This window comes from Ferdinandcohnia jepli (assembly GCF_047246645.1).
Lineage (GTDB): Bacteria > Bacillota > Bacilli > Bacillales > Bacillaceae_L > Ferdinandcohnia.
Genome location: NZ_JBFOKR010000007.1, coordinates 64,889 through 89,190 on the forward strand (window position 1 = coordinate 64,889; position 24,302 = coordinate 89,190).

Annotated in this window: 22 protein-coding genes; 11 read left to right on the forward strand and 11 right to left on the reverse strand. The window is 35.9% G+C overall.

The features are described from left to right. The first annotated feature begins 2 nt into the window (after positions 1–2). Together AB3M96_RS08800 and AB3M96_RS08805 are read left to right on the forward strand one after the other, a co-directional pair. On the forward strand, positions 3–566 hold the full coding sequence (locus AB3M96_RS08800) for a hypothetical protein (RefSeq protein ID WP_412967219.1): 564 nt from the start codon (positions 3–5) through the stop codon (positions 564–566). Between the two features lie 233 nt (positions 567–799). Beyond that, on the forward strand, positions 800–1,942 hold the full coding sequence (locus tag AB3M96_RS08805; protein ID WP_412967220.1) for a trans-sulfuration enzyme family protein: 1,143 nt from the start codon (positions 800–802) through the stop codon (positions 1,940–1,942). Between the two features lie 180 nt (positions 1,943–2,122). Here the strand turns inward: AB3M96_RS08805 and AB3M96_RS08810 are convergent, their stop codons facing one another. The 3 genes from AB3M96_RS08810 to AB3M96_RS08820 form a co-directional block, all read right to left on the reverse strand. Further along, positions 2,123–2,743, reverse strand: coding sequence for a hypothetical protein (locus AB3M96_RS08810; RefSeq protein ID WP_412967221.1), 621 nt, complete (start codon positions 2,741–2,743; stop codon positions 2,123–2,125). Between the two features lie 42 nt (positions 2,744–2,785). Continuing rightward, positions 2,786–3,778 (reverse strand): dimethylarginine dimethylaminohydrolase family protein, encoded by a 993-nt coding sequence (locus AB3M96_RS08815; protein ID WP_412967222.1) that lies wholly within the window; start codon positions 3,776–3,778, stop codon positions 2,786–2,788. 221 nt (positions 3,779–3,999) lie between these two features. Continuing rightward, positions 4,000–5,352: a sigma-54 interaction domain-containing protein gene (locus AB3M96_RS08820; protein ID WP_412967378.1), complete on the reverse strand. Its 1,353-nt coding sequence runs from the start codon at positions 5,350–5,352 to the stop codon at positions 4,000–4,002. Positions 5,353–5,715: 363 nt separating this feature from the next. Here AB3M96_RS08820 and AB3M96_RS08825 point away from each other — a divergent pair, with 363 nt between their 5' ends. Further along, positions 5,716–6,918 carry an ornithine--oxo-acid transaminase gene (locus AB3M96_RS08825; RefSeq protein WP_412967223.1) on the forward strand — a complete coding sequence of 401 codons (1,203 nt, stop codon included), beginning with the start codon at positions 5,716–5,718 and terminating at the stop codon, positions 6,916–6,918. A 55-nt stretch (positions 6,919–6,973) separates the two neighbouring features. Here the strand turns inward: AB3M96_RS08825 and AB3M96_RS08830 are convergent, their stop codons facing one another. After that, on the reverse strand, positions 6,974–7,141 hold the full coding sequence (locus AB3M96_RS08830) for a hypothetical protein (RefSeq protein WP_412967224.1): 168 nt from the start codon (positions 7,139–7,141) through the stop codon (positions 6,974–6,976). 351 nt (positions 7,142–7,492) lie between these two features. Here AB3M96_RS08830 and AB3M96_RS08835 point away from each other — a divergent pair, with 351 nt between their 5' ends. Together AB3M96_RS08835 and AB3M96_RS08840 are read left to right on the forward strand one after the other, a co-directional pair. After that, the gene (locus AB3M96_RS08835) at positions 7,493–8,482 is read left to right on the forward strand and encodes an ornithine cyclodeaminase family protein (RefSeq protein WP_412967225.1); all 990 of its coding nucleotides are present in this window, start codon (positions 7,493–7,495) and stop codon (positions 8,480–8,482) included. Between the two features lie 288 nt (positions 8,483–8,770). Beyond that, positions 8,771–10,399 carry an ATP-binding protein gene (locus AB3M96_RS08840; protein WP_412967226.1) on the forward strand — a complete coding sequence of 543 codons (1,629 nt, stop codon included), beginning with the start codon at positions 8,771–8,773 and terminating at the stop codon, positions 10,397–10,399. 26 nt (positions 10,400–10,425) lie between these two features. Here AB3M96_RS08840 and AB3M96_RS08845 read toward each other — a convergent pair whose 3' ends face one another. From AB3M96_RS08845 to AB3M96_RS08855, 3 genes are all read right to left on the reverse strand, one after another. Further along, positions 10,426–11,022, reverse strand: coding sequence for a hypothetical protein (locus AB3M96_RS08845; protein ID WP_412967227.1), 597 nt, complete (start codon positions 11,020–11,022; stop codon positions 10,426–10,428). A gap of 79 nt (positions 11,023–11,101) precedes the next feature. Further along, positions 11,102–11,830: a DUF421 domain-containing protein gene (locus AB3M96_RS08850; protein WP_412967228.1), complete on the reverse strand. Its 729-nt coding sequence runs from the start codon at positions 11,828–11,830 to the stop codon at positions 11,102–11,104. A gap of 24 nt (positions 11,831–11,854) precedes the next feature. Continuing rightward, positions 11,855–13,177, reverse strand: coding sequence for a DUF2254 domain-containing protein (locus tag AB3M96_RS08855; RefSeq protein WP_412967229.1), 1,323 nt, complete (start codon positions 13,175–13,177; stop codon positions 11,855–11,857). A 132-nt stretch (positions 13,178–13,309) separates the two neighbouring features. On the opposite strand from AB3M96_RS08855, the gene AB3M96_RS08860 reads away from it, so the two are divergent. Continuing rightward, the gene (locus AB3M96_RS08860; RefSeq protein WP_412967230.1) at positions 13,310–13,822 is read left to right on the forward strand and encodes a cupin domain-containing protein; all 513 of its coding nucleotides are present in this window, start codon (positions 13,310–13,312) and stop codon (positions 13,820–13,822) included. Between the two features lie 449 nt (positions 13,823–14,271). Here the strand turns inward: AB3M96_RS08860 and AB3M96_RS08865 are convergent, their stop codons facing one another. Further along, positions 14,272–15,330 carry a lactonase family protein gene (locus AB3M96_RS08865; protein ID WP_412967231.1) on the reverse strand — a complete coding sequence of 353 codons (1,059 nt, stop codon included), beginning with the start codon at positions 15,328–15,330 and terminating at the stop codon, positions 14,272–14,274. Between the two features lie 259 nt (positions 15,331–15,589). Here AB3M96_RS08865 and AB3M96_RS08870 point away from each other — a divergent pair, with 259 nt between their 5' ends. Continuing rightward, positions 15,590–17,008 (forward strand): tyrosine phenol-lyase, encoded by a 1,419-nt coding sequence (locus AB3M96_RS08870; protein ID WP_412967232.1) that lies wholly within the window; start codon positions 15,590–15,592, stop codon positions 17,006–17,008. 34 nt (positions 17,009–17,042) lie between these two features. Here the strand turns inward: AB3M96_RS08870 and AB3M96_RS08875 are convergent, their stop codons facing one another. Further along, entirely contained in the window at positions 17,043–17,825 is a 783-nt protein-coding gene (locus AB3M96_RS08875; RefSeq protein WP_412967233.1) for an ABC transporter ATP-binding protein, read from the reverse strand. Between the two features lie 317 nt (positions 17,826–18,142). Here AB3M96_RS08875 and AB3M96_RS08880 point away from each other — a divergent pair, with 317 nt between their 5' ends. Beyond that, positions 18,143–19,156, forward strand: coding sequence for a S66 family peptidase (locus tag AB3M96_RS08880; RefSeq protein WP_412967234.1), 1,014 nt, complete (start codon positions 18,143–18,145; stop codon positions 19,154–19,156). 58 nt (positions 19,157–19,214) lie between these two features. Here AB3M96_RS08880 and AB3M96_RS08885 read toward each other — a convergent pair whose 3' ends face one another. Next, positions 19,215–19,838 carry a glycerol-3-phosphate acyltransferase gene (locus AB3M96_RS08885; protein ID WP_412967379.1) on the reverse strand — a complete coding sequence of 208 codons (624 nt, stop codon included), beginning with the start codon at positions 19,836–19,838 and terminating at the stop codon, positions 19,215–19,217. 196 nt (positions 19,839–20,034) lie between these two features. Between AB3M96_RS08885 and AB3M96_RS08890 the strand changes: the two genes are divergently transcribed. From AB3M96_RS08890 to AB3M96_RS08900, 3 genes are all read left to right on the forward strand, one after another. Continuing rightward, positions 20,035–22,104 carry a sensor histidine kinase gene (locus AB3M96_RS08890; protein ID WP_412967235.1) on the forward strand — a complete coding sequence of 690 codons (2,070 nt, stop codon included), beginning with the start codon at positions 20,035–20,037 and terminating at the stop codon, positions 22,102–22,104. Positions 22,105–22,119: 15 nt separating this feature from the next. Continuing rightward, positions 22,120–22,767 (forward strand): response regulator, encoded by a 648-nt coding sequence (locus tag AB3M96_RS08895; protein ID WP_412967236.1) that lies wholly within the window; start codon positions 22,120–22,122, stop codon positions 22,765–22,767. Between the two features lie 114 nt (positions 22,768–22,881). Beyond that, entirely contained in the window at positions 22,882–23,505 is a 624-nt protein-coding gene (locus tag AB3M96_RS08900; RefSeq protein ID WP_412967237.1) for a hypothetical protein, read from the forward strand. 72 nt (positions 23,506–23,577) lie between these two features. Here the strand turns inward: AB3M96_RS08900 and AB3M96_RS08905 are convergent, their stop codons facing one another. Continuing rightward, positions 23,578–24,129 carry a GNAT family N-acetyltransferase gene (locus tag AB3M96_RS08905; protein ID WP_412967238.1) on the reverse strand — a complete coding sequence of 184 codons (552 nt, stop codon included), beginning with the start codon at positions 24,127–24,129 and terminating at the stop codon, positions 23,578–23,580. Between the last annotated feature and the right edge of the window lie 173 nt (positions 24,130–24,302).

Below are 24,302 nucleotides of genomic sequence, written 5' to 3' on the forward strand. Positions count from 1 at the left end.
AGATGAAACAATTCTTATATGGGTTATTTATTTTTATCATCCTGGCGCTTCCTCCTGTTGCTAATCTCTTAGAGTCAATCATGATTGTCCATATGCATATGCAAATGCCGTTAATTGTATTTTCAGGATTTTTAATGGCTAAGTTTTTTCAAAATCGTTTCCCTCGATTCTTTGAAAAATGGAATCGTAATGGCGTTCCGGGTATTTTATTATTTATTGTCATTTTGGTATATTGGACAATACCAAAAACCATGGATGAAACCTTGACGATACCAAGTATGGAGATATTTAAGTTTCTAAGTTTATCACTTTTAGCGGGAGTCCCTTTGCGAGATAGCTGGAAAAAGCTCACTTCTAAGGGTAAAAATATTATATTTATCTTTTTTACAATTAAGTATTTAGGTATGGGTTATCTCTATATAAATACTACAATGCAATTATGTAATAATTATCTATTAATCGATCAACTTACACTCGGGTGGGGATTCATTACGACAGCAATTTGTATATTGATTTATCTGGTATATGTAAACTTTACTGACCAATCGATGTATAATCAAATGTAACGTAGAAGCTACTTATTTTAGTAGCTTCTTTTTATATGAAACCATGCGTGTAACTAGGAAAAAAGTTAGAGGATTTTGGTCATCTATCTGATAGAGCACGTAAGTCCCAGTTGGTAATCAGACATCGAATAACAGAAGTGTATTATGATTTAACGAACTAAGAAAAATATAATTGACATGACCTGATTGGAAGTTCAAAATAATAGCAATACACAACAGAGAAGGTGGACAAGTTGGAAAGCAGTTTTGAAACAAAAATTGTGCATAGTGCTAAAAAAACGACTACCCCAATTCGCAGTAAAGTTACTCCTATCTATCAAACATCTGCATTTACATTTGATAGTCTAGAGGACCTTGAAGGCTACTATCAGGGAGAGGGAAACTACTTATATTCTCGAACTGGGAACCCGAACCCAGATGAATTAGGACAAATGGTTGCGACAATTGAGGGGGCACCTGCAGGAATAGCAACTTCTTCTGGTATTTCTGCCATTTTAGCAGCGGTTATTTCTGTTGTTAAGAGTGGAGACCATATTGTGGCAGCAGACGATGTTTATGGTGGAAGCTTTCACTTATTAAAAGAAGAATTAAAAAATATGGGAATTGAAACAACTTTTGTATCATTTACTGACTTCAACCTGGTAGAGCGGGCAATAAAATCGAATACCAAACTTTTATATACTGAAACAATTACAAATCCATTATTACGTGTTGAAAATGTAGAAGCAGTTGTGGATCTTGCGGAAAAACATGACCTATACACTGTTGTTGATAATACTTTTGCTACACCTTATCATTGCAATCCTTACAAATTAGGCATAGATCTTGTGATTCACAGTGCTACAAAGTATATCGGTGGCCATAGTGATGTCACATCTGGAGTAATAGTTGGCAGAGAGGAACTTGTTGAAAAAGCGCGATCAAAAGTTGTGAATTTAGGCGCGAATGTAAGTCCTTTTGAGGCATGGTTAACAGTGAGAGGTTTAAAAACTCTAGCACTACGTATGAAGACGCAATCCAACAATGCACGCATATTAGCAGAGGCTCTAAGAGAGAATAAGGATGTGAAAAAGGTTTATTATCCTTTTCAAGAGGAGCAAGCAGGTTATGGAGCGATGGTGTCAATCGAGCTTTCCAATAATGTAGATGTAAGCAGATTTTTTAAATCATTGTCTTGGATAAAATTAGTACCTACTTTGGCGGGAGTGGAAACAACGGTTTCTCACCCTCTTAAGACTTCACACCGTGCCCTGTCTTCAGAAGCGAGAGAAAGATTGGGTATAACGAATGAACTTGTGAGAATCTCGGTAGGGATCGAGCATTCTGATGATATTGTTGCAGTTTTTGAGAAGGCAATTGAAAGTTCACTTAAATAGAAACGCTTTTTTAGATAGAGATGGGAGTACTCAATTACGAGTACTCTATTTTTGTAATTACATATTTTAGTGCTTAAGACAGTGAAATGAAAAAAAAGGATGAGGAGTAATATCTCATCCTTCTTTCATGAAAATAAAAAGCATATTTTCTAAGCAGTGTACAAGTATTTTTTTGATAGCCTAGCTAAAAACCAATTCAGTTAACTCTTTATCTGTATAAATACCGCTTATACCAGGCTTATCTTTAAAGTATTGATAAATTACTTCTCCAGAGTGGTACTCTTTTAACCCGGTAATAATTGTTTGTAAATACTCATGTGAGGGTTTATTTACTGTTATCTCATTCATGTTCCAGGGTGCAGTAAAAGTATAAATAGGATAGCCCTTATCCTCTCCAAGATAAAGAATGGTTCCATACCACGCTTGTTTACGAAATGTATAACAACCTTCACTTTTAACCTTTTGTAAATTTAAATCAATTTCGATACCGCTATTCTCTTGCTTAAGTACATCTAAAAATTGATCTGTTGTAATCAGATATTTTTTACTATAAGTGACCTCATTACTTTTTTGCTCTGAATCAATAAATGCTACACCCATAGATCTCCATCTTCCTGCGCTTTTAGCAAAATAGAGTGGATAGGGTATTGTAAAGATTTCTTCTGCGACAGGGAGTGTTGGATCTTTGCAACCTACTTCGGTAACAGTTGAACCAAAGGGTTTTCCCCCTCTTATGTAACAAAGAAAACGATCTCGATTAATATTAGAACCGTAGCTTGCATACCAAACATATTGCGTCATTATATCACCAACTTTTTTGTACTATAAAAATAATTATACTATTTAAGAAACAGGTTCTCTTATTAAAGGTAATGTTAGACAATGGATGCCGCCTCCTAATTTATAGAATTCAGAGACGTCAACAGGAATAACCTCTATACCATTGTTTTGCAGAACTTCCATCGTTCTTACACCAGTAGAAGGAAATATAACTCTTCCGGGAGATACAGGTAAGACATTAATTGAAAGTGCTGGGTCACGCGGATCTACATGTATTAGCTCAATTTTTCTGCGATGTAATTCATCTATGAACCAATAAGGAAGCAAAGTTTTATTAATTAGGGCTTTGTTACGATCAAGTAATAAGAACGCTTCATCAAGATGAATAATAGTTGACGGTAAATCAACGGTTATTAAATCTATTTCTTGTAATGTAAGAATAAAACGAAGCTGTTCAATACCTATTGAATTTACTCGTTCAGAACGACCAATAATTGCTGTCTTTTCATCAAGCATCGTGAAGCTTCCACCTTCAACAAAGCCATTTCCTTGGATACAACCTAGAAGTGGTGCTCCTAAATTACTAAGCGTTTTCGCTAATAATGGAGTTTCTCCATATCTAATATATAGTGCAAGCCTGGATAATATAACACCACCAGGTATGACTAATCCTAAATCTCTAGTAAATACACGTTCTGGCCAATTATATGTTTGGCCTTCAAGGTAGACAATTTCAACACCTTCATCCTGCAAGGCTTTAACTAAATGGCTGTGTTGACTTTGTAAAATGTCCAGATCTGCCTTTGGGTTGTCTTGCAGATCTTCAGGTCTGGTCCCTTTAATATAATCAGCAAGAAGCCCCCCAGCCTCTATAACTCGTGGGTTTTGTTCAAGTTGTTGGATTTCAGTTCCAGGGCGGTGCAAGAGTACTTTTTTTAGTCTGCCAACATCGCTTGAAACACCCCAAGACTCTCCCCATATTTCCTGTAATAAAGTCTTATCTTGAAATGATTCGAGGACAAGGTTTCTAGATAAATAACGTTTACCAGTGCTCATGAGTTCTCCTCACTCTTATAAAATATAATTTTCTATTAGTTTTATCAAATAGTATAAAATTATTTGTGTTTAAAGAAGTGTTTCTGAGCAAGGGCATAAAAAGCTCATCCAGTCTATAACTTCGGATGGGTTATTCTTACATGTGGATTTCAAATTCTATAGTTACTGTCGTTACATATTAAATTTGGTCCTTATCTCTGAAATAAGGTTTTTGCTGTCTATTAGTTTCGTTTACGTATCCCAAATTTCTTCATGCGATATTGAAGGTTTTGACGGCTCATCCCTAGGGCCTTGGACGACTTTGTTACATTATAGTTGTGTTGTTGCAATGCTTTTTGGATATATTCAGCTTCTACTTTATCGATATACTTTTCTAGTGGCAGTATTGTATCTTTCTCATTCACAAGAGATACTGGTTGAACACCTTCTACCTTAAATTGTGATTTTTTTCGAAAATGAATAGGGAGGTGGTGGAAAGAAATTGTGTCCTCATATTCAATTAAATTCATTGCTCCCTCGATAATATGCTCAAGTTCACGTACATTTCCTGGCCAATCATATTTATTCCAAATCTGCAAAACTTCATCGTCAATTATAGAAACATTCATAGCAAAAAGTTGATTGTACTTGTGTATGAAGGAATGTGCCAACTCTAAAATATCAGTTTTTCTCACACGCAAAGGAGGTATAAAGAGAGAGACAACACTTAGACGGTAATATAGATCTTTTCGAAGTCTGCCATTCGATATTGCATCGATAGGGTCTTCATTCATAGTGGCGATTATTCGAACATCAACTTTGCGATCCCTTGTGTCTCCCACTCTTCTAAGCGTTTTTTCTTGTATTACTCGGAGTAACTTGGCTTGCAAAGAAGGATTTAAGGAATTTATCTCATCTAGTAATAATGTGCCACCTTCTGCTTGCTCAAACAATCCAGGTCGATCAACTGCTCCAGTGAACGCTCCTTTTTTTGTGCCGAACAAAAGTCCCTCAATAAGATTATCAGGTATTGCGGCACAATTTTGAGAAACAAAGGGGTTTGATGAACGCGAACTTCCATTATGAATACTTTGGGCAAATAATTCTTTTCCTGTACCGGTTTCTCCTACAATTAACACTGAAGAACTGGTACGAGTTGCTCTCTTACTAGCATCTATTACCTCTTGTATAAGTAGGCTGCTACCTATAATACTATCGAATGTAAAATGAGTATTACTCTTTTTGTTTATATTTTCTCGTATCAATTTTTCTAATTTGGTAATATCGCGTGCTATCTCCATAGCACCTAGCAAAACATCTTTTTCATAAATCGGTATTGTATTGTTAACAGTAGTAATTTCTTGTCCTTGATTATTAAAATAGGTTTGCTTTACATTTGGAATACTTGTGCCATACCGAAGGGCTTGTAGTAAAGTGCTATCTTCATTTTGGTGAAAGGAGAAAACCTCTGTTAGGCTTTTGTTAAGTACATCTTCAGCTTTCATACCTTCCATCTCTGCCATTTTTGGATTATAGATAATGGTTTTACCTTGATGATCAACCACATGAATTCCCATATCGATCTCTTTTAACATGCGTTCAATCGCCTTTTGTTTTACTATCTCTGTATTAATCAATGATAACGCCTCACTAACGTTTAATTAGTTTAAGTATAGAGAATTTGAAGGAAGGGGTGCAATATTTTTTTGCACATAGCGGCGAGTATTATATGTTTAGTGCAAAATATATTTTCTGTTTGTTCATTATGTGCAAGCTTTTTTTGCACTAATGTTGTTTGAGAAGTAGTTGAAATGCTACTATTTCACTGTAAATACCTTATTAATAACCCAATGTAGGTAATAATCAAACTAATTTACGTTGGCATGCTTCTTGCATAATATTTAAATAAGAGTTTTACTTAACTTTAACGAAGAATTGTTTAAATAGGAGGAATCTAAATGGTTGAAACTAAAATAAATTCTCAATCAATTATTGAACAAACTGAAAAGTTTGGTGCTAATAATTATCATCCACTACCAATCGTTATTTCAAAGGCTGAAGGAGTCTGGGTAGAGGATCCAGAAGGAAATAAGTATATGGATATGTTAAGTGCATATTCAGCGGTGAATCAGGGACATCGTCATCCGAAAATTATCCAAGCACTAAAGGATCAAGCAGACCGTGTCACATTAACGTCTCGTGCATTTCATAACGATCAGCTTGGTCCATGGTATGAGTTAATTTGTGAACTTACAAAAAAGGACATGGCATTACCTATGAACACAGGTGCCGAGGCGGTAGAAACAGCAATAAAGGCTGCTCGCAGGTGGGCATATGATGTAAAAGGAGTAGCGGAAAATCAAGCAGAGATTATTGCTTGTGTTGGAAACTTCCATGGACGTACAATGACAGCAGTATCTTTATCTTCAGAAGAGGAATACAAAAGAGGCTTTGGACCAATGCTTCCAGGTATTAAATTAATTCCTTACGGAGATTTAGAGGCATTAGAAAATGCAATTACAGAAAATACTGCTGCTTTTTTAATTGAACCAATTCAAGGAGAAGCGGGTATTGTTATTCCACCAGAAGGATTCTTAAAGAAAGCTTATGAAACTTGTAAGGATAACAATGTCTTATTTATTGCAGACGAGATTCAAGCTGGTCTTGCTCGTTCAGGAAAAATGTTTGCATGTGAATGGGATGAGGTTGACCCAGACATGTATATTTTAGGAAAAGCACTTGGCGGAGGAGTATTCCCAATCTCCTGTGTAGTCGCTAATAAAGATGTTTTAGGTGTATTTAATCCGGGTTCACATGGCTCTACTTTCGGTGGTAATCCTATGGCTTGTGCCGTTTCAATAGCATCCTTGCAAGTTTTAGTCGAAGAAAAGCTTGCGGAGCGTTCACTTAAGCTAGGAACTTATTTTCTTGAAAAGCTACAAGAAATAAAGAACCCGATTATTAAAGAAGTTAGAGGACGTGGACTTTTCATTGGGGTTGAATTAACAGAAGCGGCTCGCCCGTACTGCGAGGCATTAAAGCAAGAAGGCCTGTTATGTAAAGAAACACATGATACAGTTATTCGTTTTGCACCACCTTTAGTTGTAAGTAAAGAAGAACTAGATTGGGCTATAGAACGAATCGTTAAGGTTTTAGGATAAATTTTAAAAAGGATCAAGACGATAGAAAAGTCTTGGTCCTTCTTATTTTGTGCACCTATGGCATTTCGTCTTCTTTTACGCGGTTTTTAAATGCTTCATGTGTAGCGATATCCTCAATCTGTTCAAATTGACGGCTATGATCTTTTTCTTCACTAATGCTATTTTTCGGAAAATTACCAGGATGTCCTTTTTCTTTATGGTTAAAATTTTTGCCACGACTCATTTGCCATTCTCCTTTCGGTGTTCTTACGTATGTAGTTTTAACAATTGCTAAATATTTATGTTTCTTTCAATATAAAAGACTTTTTGAGTAATCAATGGAAAAGAAAGTTGTAAAACACCGCGATGTATTTTCTGAAAATATAAAAAACTATTGTAAATAACGTTTTGAAAAGTTATTATATCTTAAAGAAAACTCAGTGTTCATCGTGTTTTTGACTTATGGAATAGCCAAAAAAGTTGAGTCTTTACCAATATGAAAAGTATAATCTGTAACTTGAAAAGTAGCGGTTCCTTATTTCTAAGACATGGTATCTATTTATATTGCATGACTAAATAAGAGAGAAGGGAAAAAATGCTTATTCTATCAGAGAAGCAAATCCAATCACTTTATTCTATGAAAGATGCAATAAATGATTTAGAAAAGGCAATTACTTATTTTACAGAAGGAAAGGTTCAAAACCCACATCGGACAGTTCTGGACTTTCCAGAGAAAAAGGCATCAGCATTATATATGCCTAGTTCTATGGAACCCGTAGGGAAATCAGCAGTCAAAGTAGTTACAATATTCCCTGGTAATCCTTTAATCGGTAAGAAAACAACACAGGGTGTTATTTTATTAAGTGATACTGTTAGCGGGGAACACCTGGCATGTATGAATGCTTCCTATTTAACACGATTACGGACAGGTGCTGTAAGTGGAATTGCGACAAAATACCTTGCGAATGAAAGGGTTTCTACCGTTACTGTAATTGGAACGGGAGGTATGGCAATGGAGCAGGTGCAGGCTGTACTTGCGGTGCGTAACATTACAGAGATTTTGCTTTATAACCGGACTATAGAAAAGGCGTGTGAGTTTAAAGAAAAGATATTAAAAATAAACCCCACATTTAATGGAACAATTACGGTTATGGATGACCCGGATGATGCCGTAGCAAAGTCCGATATTGTGATTTGTAGTACACGTTCAGAGGTGCCTGTTTTTTCAGGTGATGTATTGCAACCTGGAACTCATATCAACGGTGTAGGTTCATATTTGCCTCATATGCAGGAGGTAGATGAAGAAACTATTTTAAAATGCTCAAAAATTGTTGCGGATACGATAGAAGGGGCGAAAAATGAGGCTGGTGACCTTATTGTCCCAGAAACAAAAGGTAAATGGAGTTTTTCTGATTTACATGGTGAACTTGGTGATCTGGTAACTGGTAGAGTTTCTGGAAGGGAAACGTCAAGTGAGATTACATTCTTTAAATCAGTAGGGACAGCCTATTTTGATTTAACGGTTGCAGCTGCTGTTTATGAAAAGGCAATTAAATCCGGAGTCGGAATACAGGTGGATTTATAGTAGTGACTATTACTATGTTCTCCTAGTAGTAATCGAGGAAGGTTACTGTTTACATTTGATATATTTGAGTGGGGAAAATAGTGAAAACTTCTTGTGGTAGTAATGGTAAAACTAGTATATGATTATATTGAAAATTATGGATATGGTAGTGGGAGTAGCCTTTTACAGTTCTTAACTGAATATATGTAATCCACCGGCGGAGTGCACAGATCTCATTTAGAGGGAATACCCTGAAATGATTCGGCATAAATAGCCAAGGTGCTATAAGATTAGGGGCGGGTGTTCGCTTTGTTTTTACTAGAGTATATCTACAATCTTTCAGTGTTTGGACTATTAGTAAGTACATCATTAATTATACGTTCGTTTACAAATCATAAACCACTCAAGCAAGCTAAAATATTGGTAGGGCTATATGCAGGAATAGTATCAGTTATCCTTGTTGCTTTATCTTTTCAACAAAATGAATATTCCTATGATATACGATACGCACCTATTGTGCTTGTGTATGCATATTTAGGCCCAATAGCTGGGAGCATTACAGGAAGTATTGCGTTACTGGCTAGATTGTTTTTTGGCGGCCATTGGTTGACCGCAATTATAGGTTGGCTTATAGTTATGAGTGTTTTTATCATTGTTCATAAACTTGTTAAGCATTTATCACCAGTTAAAAGGGTAGCAACAATAATGGCATCTTATGTGCTTGCTTATACCGCTGTCGTGCCAATCCTTTTTAATGTGTTTCGGGACAAGCCTTTATTTCATGTCCAATATTTATTGTTTGTACTTTTAGGAGTAATTGTCGGTACCTTGTTAATTGAATCTTACGAAATGCTATACAGAACAATTGCAGAGAAAAAACGGATTGAAAAAACGTTAGCAGAAAGCGAATCACAGTATCGCCTCATCGCAGAGAATACATCAGATTTAATTATGGTGATGAAACCAGACCACTCAGTTAGTTATTATTCTCCATCACATCAGGCAGTTTTAGAATATAGTGTTTCAGAATTAGTAGAAACAAAGCTGTGCAGTTTTATTCACCCAGATGATAAAGCAAGATTTAAAGAAGCAATGAATTGTATTAATAAAGTAAAAGAACCTCAAACGGTAGAATATCGGTTTAAACATAGAAATGGCCATTGGATACAGTTTGAATCTCGTTGTATGCCTGTAACAGGTGAGAATCATTCAATTGAACATATTGTAATTGTTAGTAGGGATGTCACTGAGCGCAAGAAAGCAGAAGAACTTCTTTTAAGGTCGGAAAAGTTATCTGTTGTAGGGGAGTTGGCTGCAGGTATTGCTCATGAAATTCGGAATCCCCTTACAACGATTAAAGGCTTTATTCAACTCTATAAAACAGAAAATCCTCATGTTCAATATAATGAACTTTTGCTAAGCGAATTAGCAAGAATTGAAAGAATCACAAGTGAATTGTTATCTTTAGGAAAACCCCAGGCGGTGGAACTTACACATACAGATATAAGGGAGTTAGTAATAAAAACACTTGAATTATTAAGTCCTCAAGCAAATTTAAACGGGATCCAGTTTGAAGTGAATAGTGAAGAAAAACCTTACTTTGTTCTGTGTGAAAAAAACCAGATGCTACAGGTGTTTTTAAATCTATTTAAGAATGCGATGGAATCTATGCCTAAAGGCGGAGAAATTACCGTAAATTTCAATCAAAATCTAGAAGGGAAATATACAATTTCCATTCAAGATCAAGGATGTGGAATCCCAAAAGAACTGCTTCCGCGGTTAGGAGAGCCTTTTTATACACTAAAAGAAAAGGGAACAGGATTGGGACTAATGATTTGCCATAAAATAATAAGAGATCATCAAGGAACTATAGAATATCAAAGTAAAGAAGGGCAAGGCACAAAAGTTAACGTTGTGCTACCTATTGCTACTATTTAAAAAAGTGTGGGAATCCCACACTTTTTTTATGTCGACTTTCTGTTTCTTTTGGTATGATCTGCGTACTTCTTTTGTGTCCATATAAACACATCCGTCATAAACTTTGCAATGATGATTACACCAACTAGAGTTATAAAGAGGTGAAAAAAACTTGAGTTACCATACAATTGAAATAAACCAAGACTTACTAAAAGAGGTTTAAAGAGAAAACAGAAAATTGCAGCCGCTATTGTTGCGTATATATAGTAGTTTTTCTCCTTGTTAATGGACCATTGATAGATAAGCATAAAAATAACCGGAACAAGACTTGAGTCAAGGGCTATGCCAGGTAATGTAGGAATCAGTGGATAGGGATAATTCCAAAAACCCATATTTCTACCGAATTGGTCTGTATATCCAAAAACGACATGGAAACTGTACCCGAAGAACCCAATTTGGAAAATCTTAGTTTTATCAATTTTAAAAAACAATAGTATTAATGGAATAACTAAAAATCCAAACATTACCCAGAATTCAAAAGAAGCATAAATTGCGTTTTCTTGCCAGTATGTAATTAATTTGTGGTTTGCTTCTTTTTCCAGCTTTACAATTTCATTGAATTGCTTAATTAGGGTGTCCGGCATTTTTATCCATTCCTTTATGAAGTTTTACTACTATATTGACCAATTCGAGAAAACATATCCTAAAAAAAGCACTATTTTTCTAGTGTTTAATCGGAGGAACAACGAGTGTATTTTGATCATCTTTTAGTGATATATGTAATTCTGAATCACGGTTAATGGATGCAAAAAATACATCTTGAAGATCAATTATGCCCATGTTTTGCATTTGTTGTTGAAGCCAAATTTTATCATGGTTAAAATGCTCTAATACATTTGAGTAAATTGTACCTTCCACAATAACAGGAAAGGAAATCATAGCGTTTGATTTGGAGAGATTTAAGTCTTCCAACGTAACCGTACTTTTTGAGGTTTTTTTTAATACACTTAGCGAACCATTTGCTTCAATGATTGCCGTTTCCACATCCTTAATGTCAAAGACACCCTTTTCGCGAAGCATTTGAAGGATGTTATCTATCGAGTACCGGATCTTTCTTACGTTTTCATAAAGAAACTTCCCATCTTGAATGACAACAGTAGGTTCAAAAGTAATAAGCCTACCAAAACTTCTGTTAGACAATTTCCAATTTGCGACAAAACGTTGCAATAACCCAATACCTACTATTGCAGCTGCGGTAGGGAGGTGGTGAATGTTAGGATCAGCTATATCTGCCCCAACAACTGCCCCTAAAATAATAACAATTAAAAAATCAAAAATGGGTAACTCTCCTATCGCTCGTTTCCCCATAAAAATAGTCATCACTAAAAGAAGTGGGATCATTGTAACGATTCTTCCTAAAATTAAAAGGATATCTTTTAGATGTTCAAGCATGGGCAATCACTCCTAATGACGTACTCATAATGGTTTAAAATCCTTGCTATGTTCAGTTATAACGGCAAGTCTTTTTAACTCCCTGTTTAAATACTTCCTATCCAATGAAAGTAAGTTATCCTTATGAATTCCCTCAATCACGTAATTGGAAAACTCCCATATGGATTTTCTGGTCGACGCTGAAGATTCTGCTACAACAGTAAGTGTTCGAATAATCGCTTTTAAAATTGTAATATCCTGTCCACCATACTGGCGAATTTGTGAAAAACTTTTATATAAGTAATCTGAGAAGGTAGGCTGTTCGAAAATAACGCGCAGGTTTCGATTCTGATCATTAAAATATGATTTTTGTAAATGCTTTTTAGTTAGCTTAATTAATATCCTACCAAGGTTATCAATACAGTTAATGGCTGTGTTTGGATCATTTATTCCTGGTGAAAGTGCTCTAACAGCGATTTCTACAATCTTTATCATTCCAAACTCAATATTATGAAAAGGTGCTTGCTTTGTACCTACCGTTATAAATCTGTCATAGTTACCTTCAAACTTACTATTAGACGACGGCCAAACTGAAAGTATGGGTGTTTCTTCATCAACATAGTCATTAATGTTCCTTTCAATTCTGAGGATACAATCATCTTTACTTGCTTGCTCAACCATCCCGGGAATATCGATATACTGAATATAACCAGTCTTGGTAGTGAAAAATTTCTGTGGCGATATATGTTTTATCTCTTCGCTCTCCCAATCATCCCAAGGAGGGTCTTCGTGAATGCTCTTTCTGTCCTCAAGATATTCCTCAATTCGAGCTGTTGTACTTTGTGTAATATTATAGATAAGGTTACTGACTTGAATCCACGTGGTCACATGGTGAATGAAGAATACAAAAACAAATAAGCATATAATAGAAAACAATATTGCAAAGGAAGGAACAATATATAGCGTATTTGGTCCATTGTCCTCTAATAAAAGTAATAAAACGATAGAATAAACAAAGCCACCTACAAACACTCCTAAAACTCTTTGTGTACTATGGTTGGTTATAAAATTTTGGAGTGTTCGGGGAGAAAAGTTTGAAAGATACGTTGTTAGAACAACTAGTATAGTTGAAAATGTAATTGTTGTAATTGTTAAGAGGGAGGCGGAAATGGTGCTTAAAATCGTGCGTGCTAGGCTAATATCACTTAAGAATGCTCCAGGTAGTAACTGGTAAACAGACTCAGACTTCAATAATGTAGATTCTGCTTTACTACTAAGGAGTGCTAGAATAAAGGCAATACCCCCGTAAAGAGTAGGAAGATACATAAAGTTAGAACGGACCTTTAGAAGAAAACTTGTAAAAGACATGGACTTCCTCCTGGCAAAAGATGAATATTACTAGTCTTTGAACTCAGAACAGGATTATTCACCATGGTTTCAATTTAATTTGCAATAAGTAAGGAACAAAAGTTAGGCTGAAATTCGAAAGGAGATTGAAAAATGAACGAAATGAATGCTGACTTTCTCATAGAAAAATTAGGATTAGTTGCTCATCCAGAAGGTGGATTCTATAAGAATACATTTTCCTCCGAATTAACAACCAAAGTAAAACGTAATGGGAATAATGAGGTAAAAAGAACTTTATATACAAGTATATATTTTCTTCTACGCTCAGAGGACATCTCTCATTTTCATAGATTGCAGTCAGATGAACTATGGTATTTTCATGGAGGAAGTTCGTTAACTGTGCATCTTATCAAAGAAGATGGGACATATGAAGAAGTACAACTAGGTTTGCAGTTAGAAAAAGGAGAAGTACCTCAAGTACTTGTCCCTAAAAATACAATCTTTGGTTCTTCTGTTAAAGATCAAAACACATTTTCATTAGTTGGCTGTATGGTTTCGCCTGGTTTTGATTTTGAGGATTTTGAGTTGTTTACACAAGAGGAATTGCTAGAAGAGTATCCGCAGCATGAACAGATTATTAGAAAAATGGCTTATAAGTCAAAATAAGTGGTAAAAAAGCTATAGTGGGAACATGCTTGAATGTAGGTGTGGATTTTAAACAATCGTTTGTTTAACGCTAAACAAACGATTGTTTAAATATTGCATACAGTTATTATTACCCATGAATATGACCTAAACAAACGTTTGATTGACCTTGAACAGAGGGTTCAATCAAACGTTTATTTGGATTGCAGGTCTAGAAAATTGTTTTGATGGTATAGAGCGTATACCCAAGCCCAAAAGAAAACAAAGATTTCCTTTGTGTACTTTTAGGGAAGCGCGTTCTGAGAGAAAAGCGGGAAAAGGTGTATCGCAAGTAGGTTTTACGATACACGCTTGAAAAAACAAAGAAAAGGTGCACCGCAAGAATAGTTTGCGAAGCACCCTTAAGTGAAAAATTATTTCGGGAAACAATCTTGAGTGACCCGAAATAAGTACATGAGCCGGTTCATCCCTTAATCATGTAAAAACTTAACACAAACGGGATCTGGAACTTGTACATCTTTTTGAAGGAGTTCCAGTTTTCCTGTTACTGAGTCTCTTGAAAATAGCACAAGAGTACTTGATTCTTGATTAGAGGCTACGAGAAAATCTTCACTTGGATCTAACACAAAATCTCTAGGCCATGCCCCCTCGGTTGAAGTATATTCAATTAGAGTTAATTTACCAGTAGCTTCGTCAACTTGGAAACTAGCAATACTATCATGACCGCGATTTGCAGCATACACAAACTTACCATCTTTTGAAATATGAATCGCACTACCCTGGTTGTTTTCTGTAAAATCCGAAGGTATCGTTGGTATTGTTTGTATTTCAGTAAAGCTTCCATTAGTAGAATCGTATTTAGTTACAATCACCTCAGAACTTAGTTCAGTCATGATATACGCATATTTCCCGTTGGGGTGGAAGGTTAGATGTCTTGGTCCGCTTCCAGGCTTAACTAAAAGGCTACTTACCTCAGATAGTTTTCCTTCTGAGACTTCGTATGTAATTACTTTGTCTATACCTAGATCAACAACCGCAATATATTTCTCATCGGGACTAAACCCTGCATAATGAACATGAGGCTTTTCTTGTCTTTCTTTGTCTAAACCAAAGCCTGTATGTTGAATAATAGAAGTTGGAGGCGTTAATTGATTATCTGATGTAAGTCGATAAGATTCAACGGTACCCCTATGATAATGAGCAGTGACAACCGCATCATTAGAAGAATTTACATCAATATGGCAAGGGGACGAGCCTTCCGAAAGTTGCTTGTTTTGCTCTATTAATTCACCAGTAGTAGCGTTAATTTTATAGGCTGCAACACCACCCAATGAACCTTCTTTAGCTACTGAGTATAAATTTTGATTATCCTTGCTAATTGTTACATAAGTTGGATTCTCCAACTCAGCTGCAGGTTTTACCTCTTGAATCTGTTTACTCTCCGTAGCTAGTTTAAATGAATAAATCCCCTTACTCTCTCCTTTTGTGTATGTACCAATATATCCAATATATGTTTGTGAATTAGTCATCCCAATACCCTCTTTTCTAAAATTCATTACAGCCATTGTAGCTTATGTTGAGTGACAGAGTCCAACAGAAGCTATGCGTTATCATCTCCAAAAGAAGTAATAAAAAGTCTTTCTTTTTATATGTAATGGTCAATCCCAACACTTTACCTTCACTGATTTAAAGCGTTTATAGTGTAATGGGTATTCTTGAGTATTGTTCTATAAATCCTTTACATTATATGTAGATTGAATTTTCAAAAAGTAATGGGAGGTCGAAGGTGTGAAAAGAAGAACTGCGGAACCGTATAAAATTAAAGCTGTTGAACCTTTAGCGATGTTATCGTACGAGGAGAGGAAGGAAGCACTAAAACGAGCTGGTTACAATACGTTTTTAATTGATTCACAAGATGTATATATTGACCTTTTAACAGACAGTGGCACGAGTGCAATGAGTGATAGACAATGGGGAGCACTAATGGTAGGAGACGAAGCTTATGCAGGTAGTAAGAGCTGGAAAAGATTAGAACAGGCTGTACGTGAGGTATATGGATATAAATATGTGTTACCAACACATCAAGGGCGTGGAGCAGAAAACCTGTTATCGCAATTGAAAATTAAACCTGGTGATGTTGTGCCAGGGAATATGTATTTTACTACAACACGTGCTCACCAGGAATTAAATGGAGCAAGGTTTGTAGATATTATAATTGATGAAGCACATGATCCTTCATTCGATCACCCATTTAAAGGAAACATTGATTTGGCTAAATTAGAGAATCTCATACACGAGGTAGGTGCAGAACGGATTCCTTATGTATGTTTAGCAGTTACGGTTAATATGGCAGGTGGTCAACCGGTAAGCATGCAAAACATGAGAGAGGTATACGAGCTTTGTAGCTATCACGGTATTGATGTCATGTTAGATGCAACCCGTTGCGTTGAAAATGCGTACTTTATTAAAGAAAGAGAACCAGGGTACGAAAATGAAAAAATAAAGGACATTTTAAAAGAAATGTTGTCTTACTCTGATGGTTGTACAATGAGCGGGAAAAAGGATTGTCTTGTGAATATTGGTGGATTTTTGGCAATGAACGACGAGGAGCTTTATGCTCGCTCACGTGAATTGGTTGTGGTATATGAAGGGATGCCGTCATATGGTGGCATGGCGGGACGTGACATGGAGGCAATGGCACAAGGAATCTATGAATCTATTGATGATCATTATATTCAACATCGTATTCATCAGGTAAGATATCTTGGGCAACAGTTGATAGATGCGGGTGTTCCAGTTGTGCAGCCAATTGGCGGCCATGCAGTGTACCTGGATGCAAAACAGTTTCTCTCACATTTAAAACAAGAAGACTTCCCGGCACAAGCACTGGCAGCTGCACTTTATCTTGATTCAGGTGTAAGAGCCATGGAAAGAGGTATTGTCTCTGCTGGGCGTAACAAAGAAACAGGTGAGCACAACAAACCGAAGTTAGAATTGGTACGATTAACAATCCCTCGTAGAGTGTACACGAATAATCATATGGATGTAGTAGCAGATTCAGTGATTGCTCTTTACGAAAAGAGAGACCAAATTAGTGGTTTACGTATGGATTATGAGCCGCCTACGCTTCGTTTCTTTAATGCAAGATTTTCACCATTGTCTCAGAATGTAGAACTATTAGTAGACCATGAAGTTGTAGAAGGATAATGAAAAGCCTCCCACGTTAGGGAGGCTCTTGCTTTTATAGAGAGTTTCTTACCAAATAAGGGCGGCTATTTTCCCATTTTACTGTTACCGGAAGTTCAAAGTATTGTGAGAGATGAATACTTGAAAGTAACTCAGTTGTTTTACCGGCTGAAAATATCTCTCCGTTTTTCATAAGTAATACGTTATGAAAGATAGGTAAGATTTCTTCTATATGATGTGTCACGTAAATAATAGTTAGTGATTTTTGCAGAGTAGCCAACCTATCTATGGATTCTAGGAGCTTTTCACGTGCTATAAAGTCTAATCCGTTTGTTGGTTCATCTAGTATAAGTAAAGCAGGTTCAGCCATCAGAGCACGGGCAATTAGTACTCGTTGCTTTTCACCTTGAGACAAAGTGCTATAAAGTCGATTAGCATATTCAATACAGCCAAGCTCCTCTAGTAATGTTATGGCTTTATGTCTCATTTCATCACTAGGCGTTTCATATAAGCCGATTGACGCGAATGCTCCACATAATACAACTTCAAATGCGTTATCAGATTGATGAAACTTTTCTTGCAAGGAAGCTGAAACAAATCCTATTTGTTTACGAAGTTTTTCTCCTAAATAGGTTTTACCGAATTTCATACCTAGTACAGTCACATTACCTTTCGAAGGGAAATAATAAGCATTGAGGATATTTAATAGAGCTGTTTTACCAGAACCATTAAGACCATATAGAACCCAGTGTTCACCCTTCTGAATATGCCAATTGATATTTTTTAGAATCACTTTTTCATCTTTTTGCAGCGATACATTTTCAAGATGTAGAATCATTTTTACTTCTCCCGTCCCATGAAGTAGATAGTTTAATAATATCAGAAAAATAAGACAATGTAATTTTTCAGTCTTAGAACTATATTAAAGGAAAAGGTTTCCACTTGTAGAATATAATATGTCTAATACGGAATAGAGAGGGAACAAAGAACATGCTAAGAGCTTGATAATAAAAACGTATACAATCAGTAATTTTACAGAAAGTGACGCTGATAAAAATTGCAGATTTTAACATATTGGAGATGCTAAAATATTAACAGAGACTATGAACCAGCTAATAAAATCTATATTGGTAAAGGCATATGGAGGTAAAAAGTATGATTTCTTATCCGATTCTATCTAAAGGTGCAACTATAGGTGTTACAGCCCCCTCATCAGGGGTTGGGCAAGAATTGCATCATCTTCTAACACTCGCATGTGAAAAAATGGAGGAAAAGGGATACCATGTTGTATGTGGTGAAACAGCCTGGTCTCAACATAAAGCCAAATCTGCACCTGCTAAAAGACGAGCAGATGAGTTTAATAAAATGGTAAACGATGAAAACGTTGATCTCATCATTCCACCTTGGGGTGGAGAACTATTAGTAGAAATACTAGAATATCTGGATTTTGAAAATATGAAAAAGAAATGGATCCTAGGTTATTCTGATATTAGTGTACTCCTACTGGCGCTTACACTTAAAACAGGTATAGCCACTGCACATGGTACAAATTTGGTTGATTTAAGAGGAGACTTTTCAGACGAAACAACCGCAATGTGGGAAGAAGTATTATCGACACAAGCAGGTGAATCAGTTCTTCAACATTCATCTGAGAAATACCAGAACAAGTGGAGACATGAACAGGTATCACCGTGTGTGTTTCATTTAACAGAGCAAACAACCTGGAAGACCGTTTCCTCCAAAGATGAACATGTCAAAGGCAGGCTGTTAGGTGGGTGTATAGATGTAATTCGTCATATTATAGGTACACCTGTAGGGGATGTAAAAGCTTTTCAAGAGAAATTTCTAAAAGGGGAACCAATCCTTTGGTATTTAGAAAACTGTGAATTAAATACAGCAGATGTTAGGCGATCGCTTGTACAAATGAAGCTTGCAGGCTGGTTTGATAATTGTTCGGGTATCTTGTTTGGCCGAAGTAGCGCGGATATGCCAGTGGATAATTATACGATTCTGGATGTTTATGAAGAACTTGCAGAAGAACTCAATGTTCCAATCATTTATGATATTGATTGCGGTCATCAACCACCACAGATTACATTCATAAATGGGGCATACGCTGAGGTGACTACTAAAGACGGTAAAGGTAAGGTTTTACAAACTTTTATATAAGATAAGTAGCCCTGTTCCAATTAGGAGTAGGGCTTTTATTTTGCGAAAGTAACTTGCGTTATGCACCAAATTTAAGCATACTTGAAATCCTGGTTTCGGTTTTTTCTTGTATTCGCTTCCAATTTTCCATATGTTTATATATACATAATATTGTTAAAAAAATCGTAATAAGTGTTGAGTATAATGGATAACCAAATAAGTAAGTTAGAATGACCCAGGATAGATACATTGCTAGAACACCGATAACAAGGTAGTCGCTAATAATAGTAAGAATAAGTAATAGTGCTAAACCAATTAAGGCAACCTTCCAATCGATTGCAAATGCAACTCCTATCATCGATGCAGTCCCTTTTCCGCCGTTAAACTTCATGTTTACAGGGAAATTATGTCCGATAATAACGAAAGCTCCTGTTAAAAAGACAAGTAGGTAGTAGAAATCTACTTCAGGAACATAGCTACTTAACCAAATTTTCATAATTAAAACAGGTAATACACCTTTTCCAATATCAATTAAAGCGACAATAATCCCGTACTTCCAACCTAGAACAATTGTGGTGTTGGAAGCTCCTGCATTTTTAACGCCACTTTCCTTAATGTTAACTCTCTTAAGTTTGCCGACGATGCTTGAACCATGGATGCAGCCAAATAAATAACCAATAAGTATACAGATAAAAAGTAAAATAGTCCCAACCCCATTTCCATTTATACCCTTTTATTATACTGAATCATAAATAAATTGGTAGAGCATTAGGTAAAAATGATTACTGGTTGTAAATTTTACTCTCTAATCAATAGAAATATGCAACTCAGTTAAGTCTATGTGTACCAATAATCTCATAAACTTTTAGGGATAAAAAAATTACGGTGGGAGAGCGTGTATGGGTGATAAACCAAGAATAGAGTTGTCCGTTGTGTTAGGTAATAAGACACAAGTCCTTTTATGGTTGTCTAGATTAGCCTGGCTTGTTATGGCTGTATTTTCTATTTATCTATTTATAATGGACTTACCTGTAAGGACAGAAGCATACAGAACTGTTTGTGAATCTTTAAATAATGGATGTTTGGAAACGAGTCAATTAAATGTAGGCGAAGTAGAAGCGCTTAAGGAAATGGGACTAACTCTAAAAGCTTATGCAGGATTTATGATAGCCTTAGATATTTTGGTTACCATAGTATTTATCATCCTATCAGTTCTGCTGCTTTTTCGAACAGAAAGAATCATGTTTAATTTGTACGTTTCTCTAGTGTTTTTATCCCTTGGAGTAGGGATTTCCCACTACTTTCCTACTGAATTTCCTGAATTGAATGTGATCTACCATCTTGTAAATATCTTTGGAGGTACTTACTTAATTTTATTTTTGATTCTCCCTGATGGGAAGTTTGTTCCTCGTTGGTCAATTTTAGCAGCACTAGTTTGGTTTATTGTTGGAATAGGGTCTATCTATTTTCCGGGTAGTGTATTTGATGTTGAAGTCTGGCCAATCTGGTTGGGGATAGGTAGTTGGATAGGACTCCATATATGTCTTGTCTTTTCACAGGTATACAGGTATGTGAAGGTATCCAATCAGATACACAGACAGCAAATGAAATGGTACATCTATAGTATTGCAATTTACTTTATTGCTTTGGTGTTATTAAATTTTATCGGCCAATTAAGTGTTATTTTAAAAATAGGCACAGAGCTTCTTTATGCGGGATGCTTTATTCTAATTCCAATTTCAATAGCGTTTTCCATTTTTAAATATAAACTCTGGGACATAAATATTGTCATTCATAGAACTATTCTATACGGCCTACTCAGTTTATTTGTCATTCTGTTTTATGTAGGCATAGTCGGACTTATTAGTGAAATGTTACAAACAGAGGAGAATGTTCTTGCCTCAATTATCACTGCTGGTATAATCGCTGTTTGTTTCCACCCTATAAAAGAAAAGCTTCAAATGTTGGTTAATCGATTGATCTATGGAGAGAGTGACAATCCTTATGCCATATTAAGTAGGTTAAATTTAGTTTTAGAAGCAGTAAGAGATACAGATAGTGTTCTTCCAAACGTAGCAAAAACAATTTCTCATGCTCTAAAAATACCCTATGTAGCAATTCAGTTAAAAGAAAAAGAGGGATTGCATACTATTGCTGAGGTTGGAGAACCACTACCCATTTGTTTAAACATTCCTTTGGTCCATCAAGGACAGGAAATGGGTTCATTCATACTCTCCCACCGTTCATCTACTGAACCTTATCGTCAGTCTGATAAGAACTTACTTCAAGATTTAGCGAGACAAGTGGGTATTTTAGCACATTCCATTATGCTGCATAAGGATTTGCAATTATCAAGGCAACAATTAGTTAATGCCCGTGAAGAAGAAAGGAGACGTTTGCGCAGGGATTTACATGATGGGCTAGGACCTAGCTTAGCAAGTCTAGCCATAAAAATGGATGTTGCTAATAGCTTCATGGAAAAGGAACCTGAGAAATCCAAATTATTACTACAAGAAATGGATATCCAAATAAAACAATTGCTACAGGATATTAGGAGAATTGTATACTCCTTACGCCCGTCTTCGTTAGATGAACTTGGACTTATTTCAGCCATTCAAGAGTTGCTCTCCCAATATAAAACAAGTCACATCCACTTTACATTAAACGCCCCAGCAACTCAGTTGTTACTTCCTGCTGCTCTAGAGGTAGCGGTCTATAGAATTATGCAAGAAGCAATAACGAATGTAATACGTCACTCTGAAGCAACTACTTGTAATATAGAAATCTCTTTAAACCATACTTTTCAACTTGTCATCAGGGATGATGGGAAAGGGCTTCATGAGAAGATACAGTATGGAATTGGAATAAAATCAATGAAGGAAAGGGCAGAGGAGCTTGGTGGATCCTTGAAAATATATTCCCAAGAAACAGGAGGGACTATCATTCTTGCAGATATCCCAATTCAGTAAAGAAGGGGTGACAATATGATTAAGGTTCTTGTAGTTGATGATCATCCATTGTTTCGTGAAGGAATAGCAACTCTCTTACAATCTACAGACGATGCAGAACTTATCGGAGTTGCTACGAATGGTGAGGAAGCTGTTGAGCTTGCTCTGAGATTACAACCAGATGTTATATTAATGGACTTAAACTTACCGATAAAAAATGGAATTGATGCTACAAGAATTATTACAAAGCAAAACCCTAGTATCGGCATTTTGGTCCTGACAATGTTTGATGACGACGATTCCGTTTTTTCAGCACTGAAGGCAGGGGCAAGAGGCTACCTTTTGAAAGGGGCTAATCGTACAGAAACAATTCGGGCAATTCATGCGATAGCAAATGGAGAATCTATATTTAGCCAATCAATAGCAGCTAGAATGTTAGAATTCTTTAAAAATGTGAATCCTTTACCTACACTTGTTTTTCCACAATTAACTGAGCGGGAACGTGATATTCTTGAACTAATCGTTGAAGGCAAAGATAACAGTGAGATTTCAAGATTACTAGGGATTACCTTAAAAACTGTTAGAAATCATATATCCAATATATATAGTAAACTGCAAGTTGCAGATCGTGCAGAAGCAATAGCCCATGCGAAAAATGAAGGTATGGGTAAGAAAAAGTATTAATCCCGGATATGCCCTGAAAAGTTCCTGCCCCTGTCGGGTGCAAACTCCCATGACAGCGGGAAAACTTGAGTGATATTTTAGAACTGTAAATATCACATAAAGGGGATAGGTAGAATGAAAATTTCACAAAGCTTTTTTAAAATGACAGGGTTCCTATTAATAATTGGTTCTTTGATTTCGGCTGTCGGTCATTTGCTTAAACCACAAGAACCAACCACAAAATCTGGAATTGAACAGTTTATAAGTCAAGCATTACTATCTGATACGCTATTAATAATCGGTATTCCTTTTGTAATTTTAGGTTTATCAGGTATCTATTTACGCCAAAGTGAAGGTTTACGTCTATGGGGGTGGATCGGTTATCCTATAACTGGTCTAGGTTTAATATATGTTGATATAATCCAGCCAGTAATTCGGCTAGTTGCTTATCCATGGGTCTTACAAGGTGCAGGAACAAAAGAGGAGATTTTTGAAGCTGTTACAACTATTTATGATCAAGACCCTTTTGGATACCTTTTTCCATTAGTTCTATTGAGTTTGATCGGCCCATTATTATCAGCTCTAAGTTTTTGGAAAGCTAAAATACTTCCGACATGGCTAGCTGTCATGTTGGCCCTTATACTCCCATTGTTCCTTATCGCACCAATGTTTGGTTTCTATAACTTTCCTGCCTACCTATATGTAGTGTTTGGCATTTTTGGAGTAACCTTATTAAAGAAAAATGGCAAAACTAGTTAACAAGTTAAATGAGGAAATGTGTTACCAACATCAAATTTACTTGTTATTAGAAACAAACTAGAATTTTATATTCTAGTTTGTTTTCCATATCTCATATAAATGATAACTGTTATGGTCTTTAAGACTTTCAACTTGACCGGATACTTCTTTTACAAACTTCATACCGAGTACTTTTATAATGTTGAGAGAAGGGCTATTTTTGGGGTGAACGATTCCAACCACTTTAGGCAGCCCTATTGTCTCAAAGCCATAATCTAAAACAGCTTTGGCGGCTTCTTTAGCATACCCCTTACCTTGGTGTTTTTGAGTCAGGCTATAATATAGTTCAACTTCTTCTGGATTTAAATCGTTTGGTCCTAAACCGCTAATTCCAATAAATTCACCAGTTTCTCTTAGAAAAACAGATAAATTGAATTTATATATCTTTTCCTTTGTATTCTTTGCATTGCAGTTCATTGACCATGTAATCAAGTTCATTATTTCTTGTAAATTTGCAGGAGGAACTTCTGGCATATAGTTAAAGTGTCCCGGTTCCTGTGTCATTTTATATAATGATTCTGCATCTTCTTGTTGATATGGGCGAATCAATAACCGTTCAGTTTCAATTACTGCACTAATAAACATACAACTTTCACTCTTTTCTTTTGTATTTTTACTAGAATACTATAGTGCATTTCTATGGCGATATTTATATACCATACCACTAGTTAAATCTGTGTTGTTTGCCATATATAGTAGAATACAAATAAAAAGTCATATTCGGTAGTGAAGGAAGTAATAAAAAAGTTATAAGATTG

Coding starts and splice junctions, on each gene's coding strand:
- AB3M96_RS08800 (WP_412967219.1), top strand. CDS start 3: ATGAAACAATTCTTATATGGGTTATTTATTTTTATCATCCTGGCGCTT.
- AB3M96_RS08810 (WP_412967221.1), bottom strand. CDS start 2,743: ATGACGCAATATGTTTGGTATGCAAGCTACGGTTCTAATATTAATCGA.
- AB3M96_RS08815 (WP_412967222.1), bottom strand. CDS start 3,778: ATGAGCACTGGTAAACGTTATTTATCTAGAAACCTTGTCCTCGAATCA.
- AB3M96_RS08820 (WP_412967378.1), bottom strand. CDS start 5,352: ATGTTAAAAGAGATCGATATGGGAATTCATGTGGTTGATCATCAAGGT.
- AB3M96_RS08825 (WP_412967223.1), top strand. CDS start 5,716: ATGGTTGAAACTAAAATAAATTCTCAATCAATTATTGAACAAACTGAA.
- AB3M96_RS08830 (WP_412967224.1), bottom strand. CDS start 7,141: ATGAGTCGTGGCAAAAATTTTAACCATAAAGAAAAAGGACATCCTGGT.
- AB3M96_RS08835 (WP_412967225.1), top strand. CDS start 7,493: ATGCTTATTCTATCAGAGAAGCAAATCCAATCACTTTATTCTATGAAA.
- AB3M96_RS08845 (WP_412967227.1), bottom strand. CDS start 11,022: ATGCCGGACACCCTAATTAAGCAATTCAATGAAATTGTAAAGCTGGAA.
- AB3M96_RS08850 (WP_412967228.1), bottom strand. CDS start 11,830: ATGCTTGAACATCTAAAAGATATCCTTTTAATTTTAGGAAGAATCGTT.
- AB3M96_RS08855 (WP_412967229.1), bottom strand. CDS start 13,177: ATGTCTTTTACAAGTTTTCTTCTAAAGGTCCGTTCTAACTTTATGTAT.
- AB3M96_RS08860 (WP_412967230.1), top strand. CDS start 13,310: ATGAACGAAATGAATGCTGACTTTCTCATAGAAAAATTAGGATTAGTT.
- AB3M96_RS08865 (WP_412967231.1), bottom strand. CDS start 15,330: ATGACTAATTCACAAACATATATTGGATATATTGGTACATACACAAAA.
- AB3M96_RS08875 (WP_412967233.1), bottom strand. CDS start 17,825: ATGATTCTACATCTTGAAAATGTATCGCTGCAAAAAGATGAAAAAGTG.
- AB3M96_RS08880 (WP_412967234.1), top strand. CDS start 18,143: ATGATTTCTTATCCGATTCTATCTAAAGGTGCAACTATAGGTGTTACA.
- AB3M96_RS08890 (WP_412967235.1), top strand. CDS start 20,035: ATGGGTGATAAACCAAGAATAGAGTTGTCCGTTGTGTTAGGTAATAAG.
- AB3M96_RS08895 (WP_412967236.1), top strand. CDS start 22,120: ATGATTAAGGTTCTTGTAGTTGATGATCATCCATTGTTTCGTGAAGGA.
- AB3M96_RS08900 (WP_412967237.1), top strand. CDS start 22,882: ATGAAAATTTCACAAAGCTTTTTTAAAATGACAGGGTTCCTATTAATA.
- AB3M96_RS08905 (WP_412967238.1), bottom strand. CDS start 24,129: ATGTTTATTAGTGCAGTAATTGAAACTGAACGGTTATTGATTCGCCCA.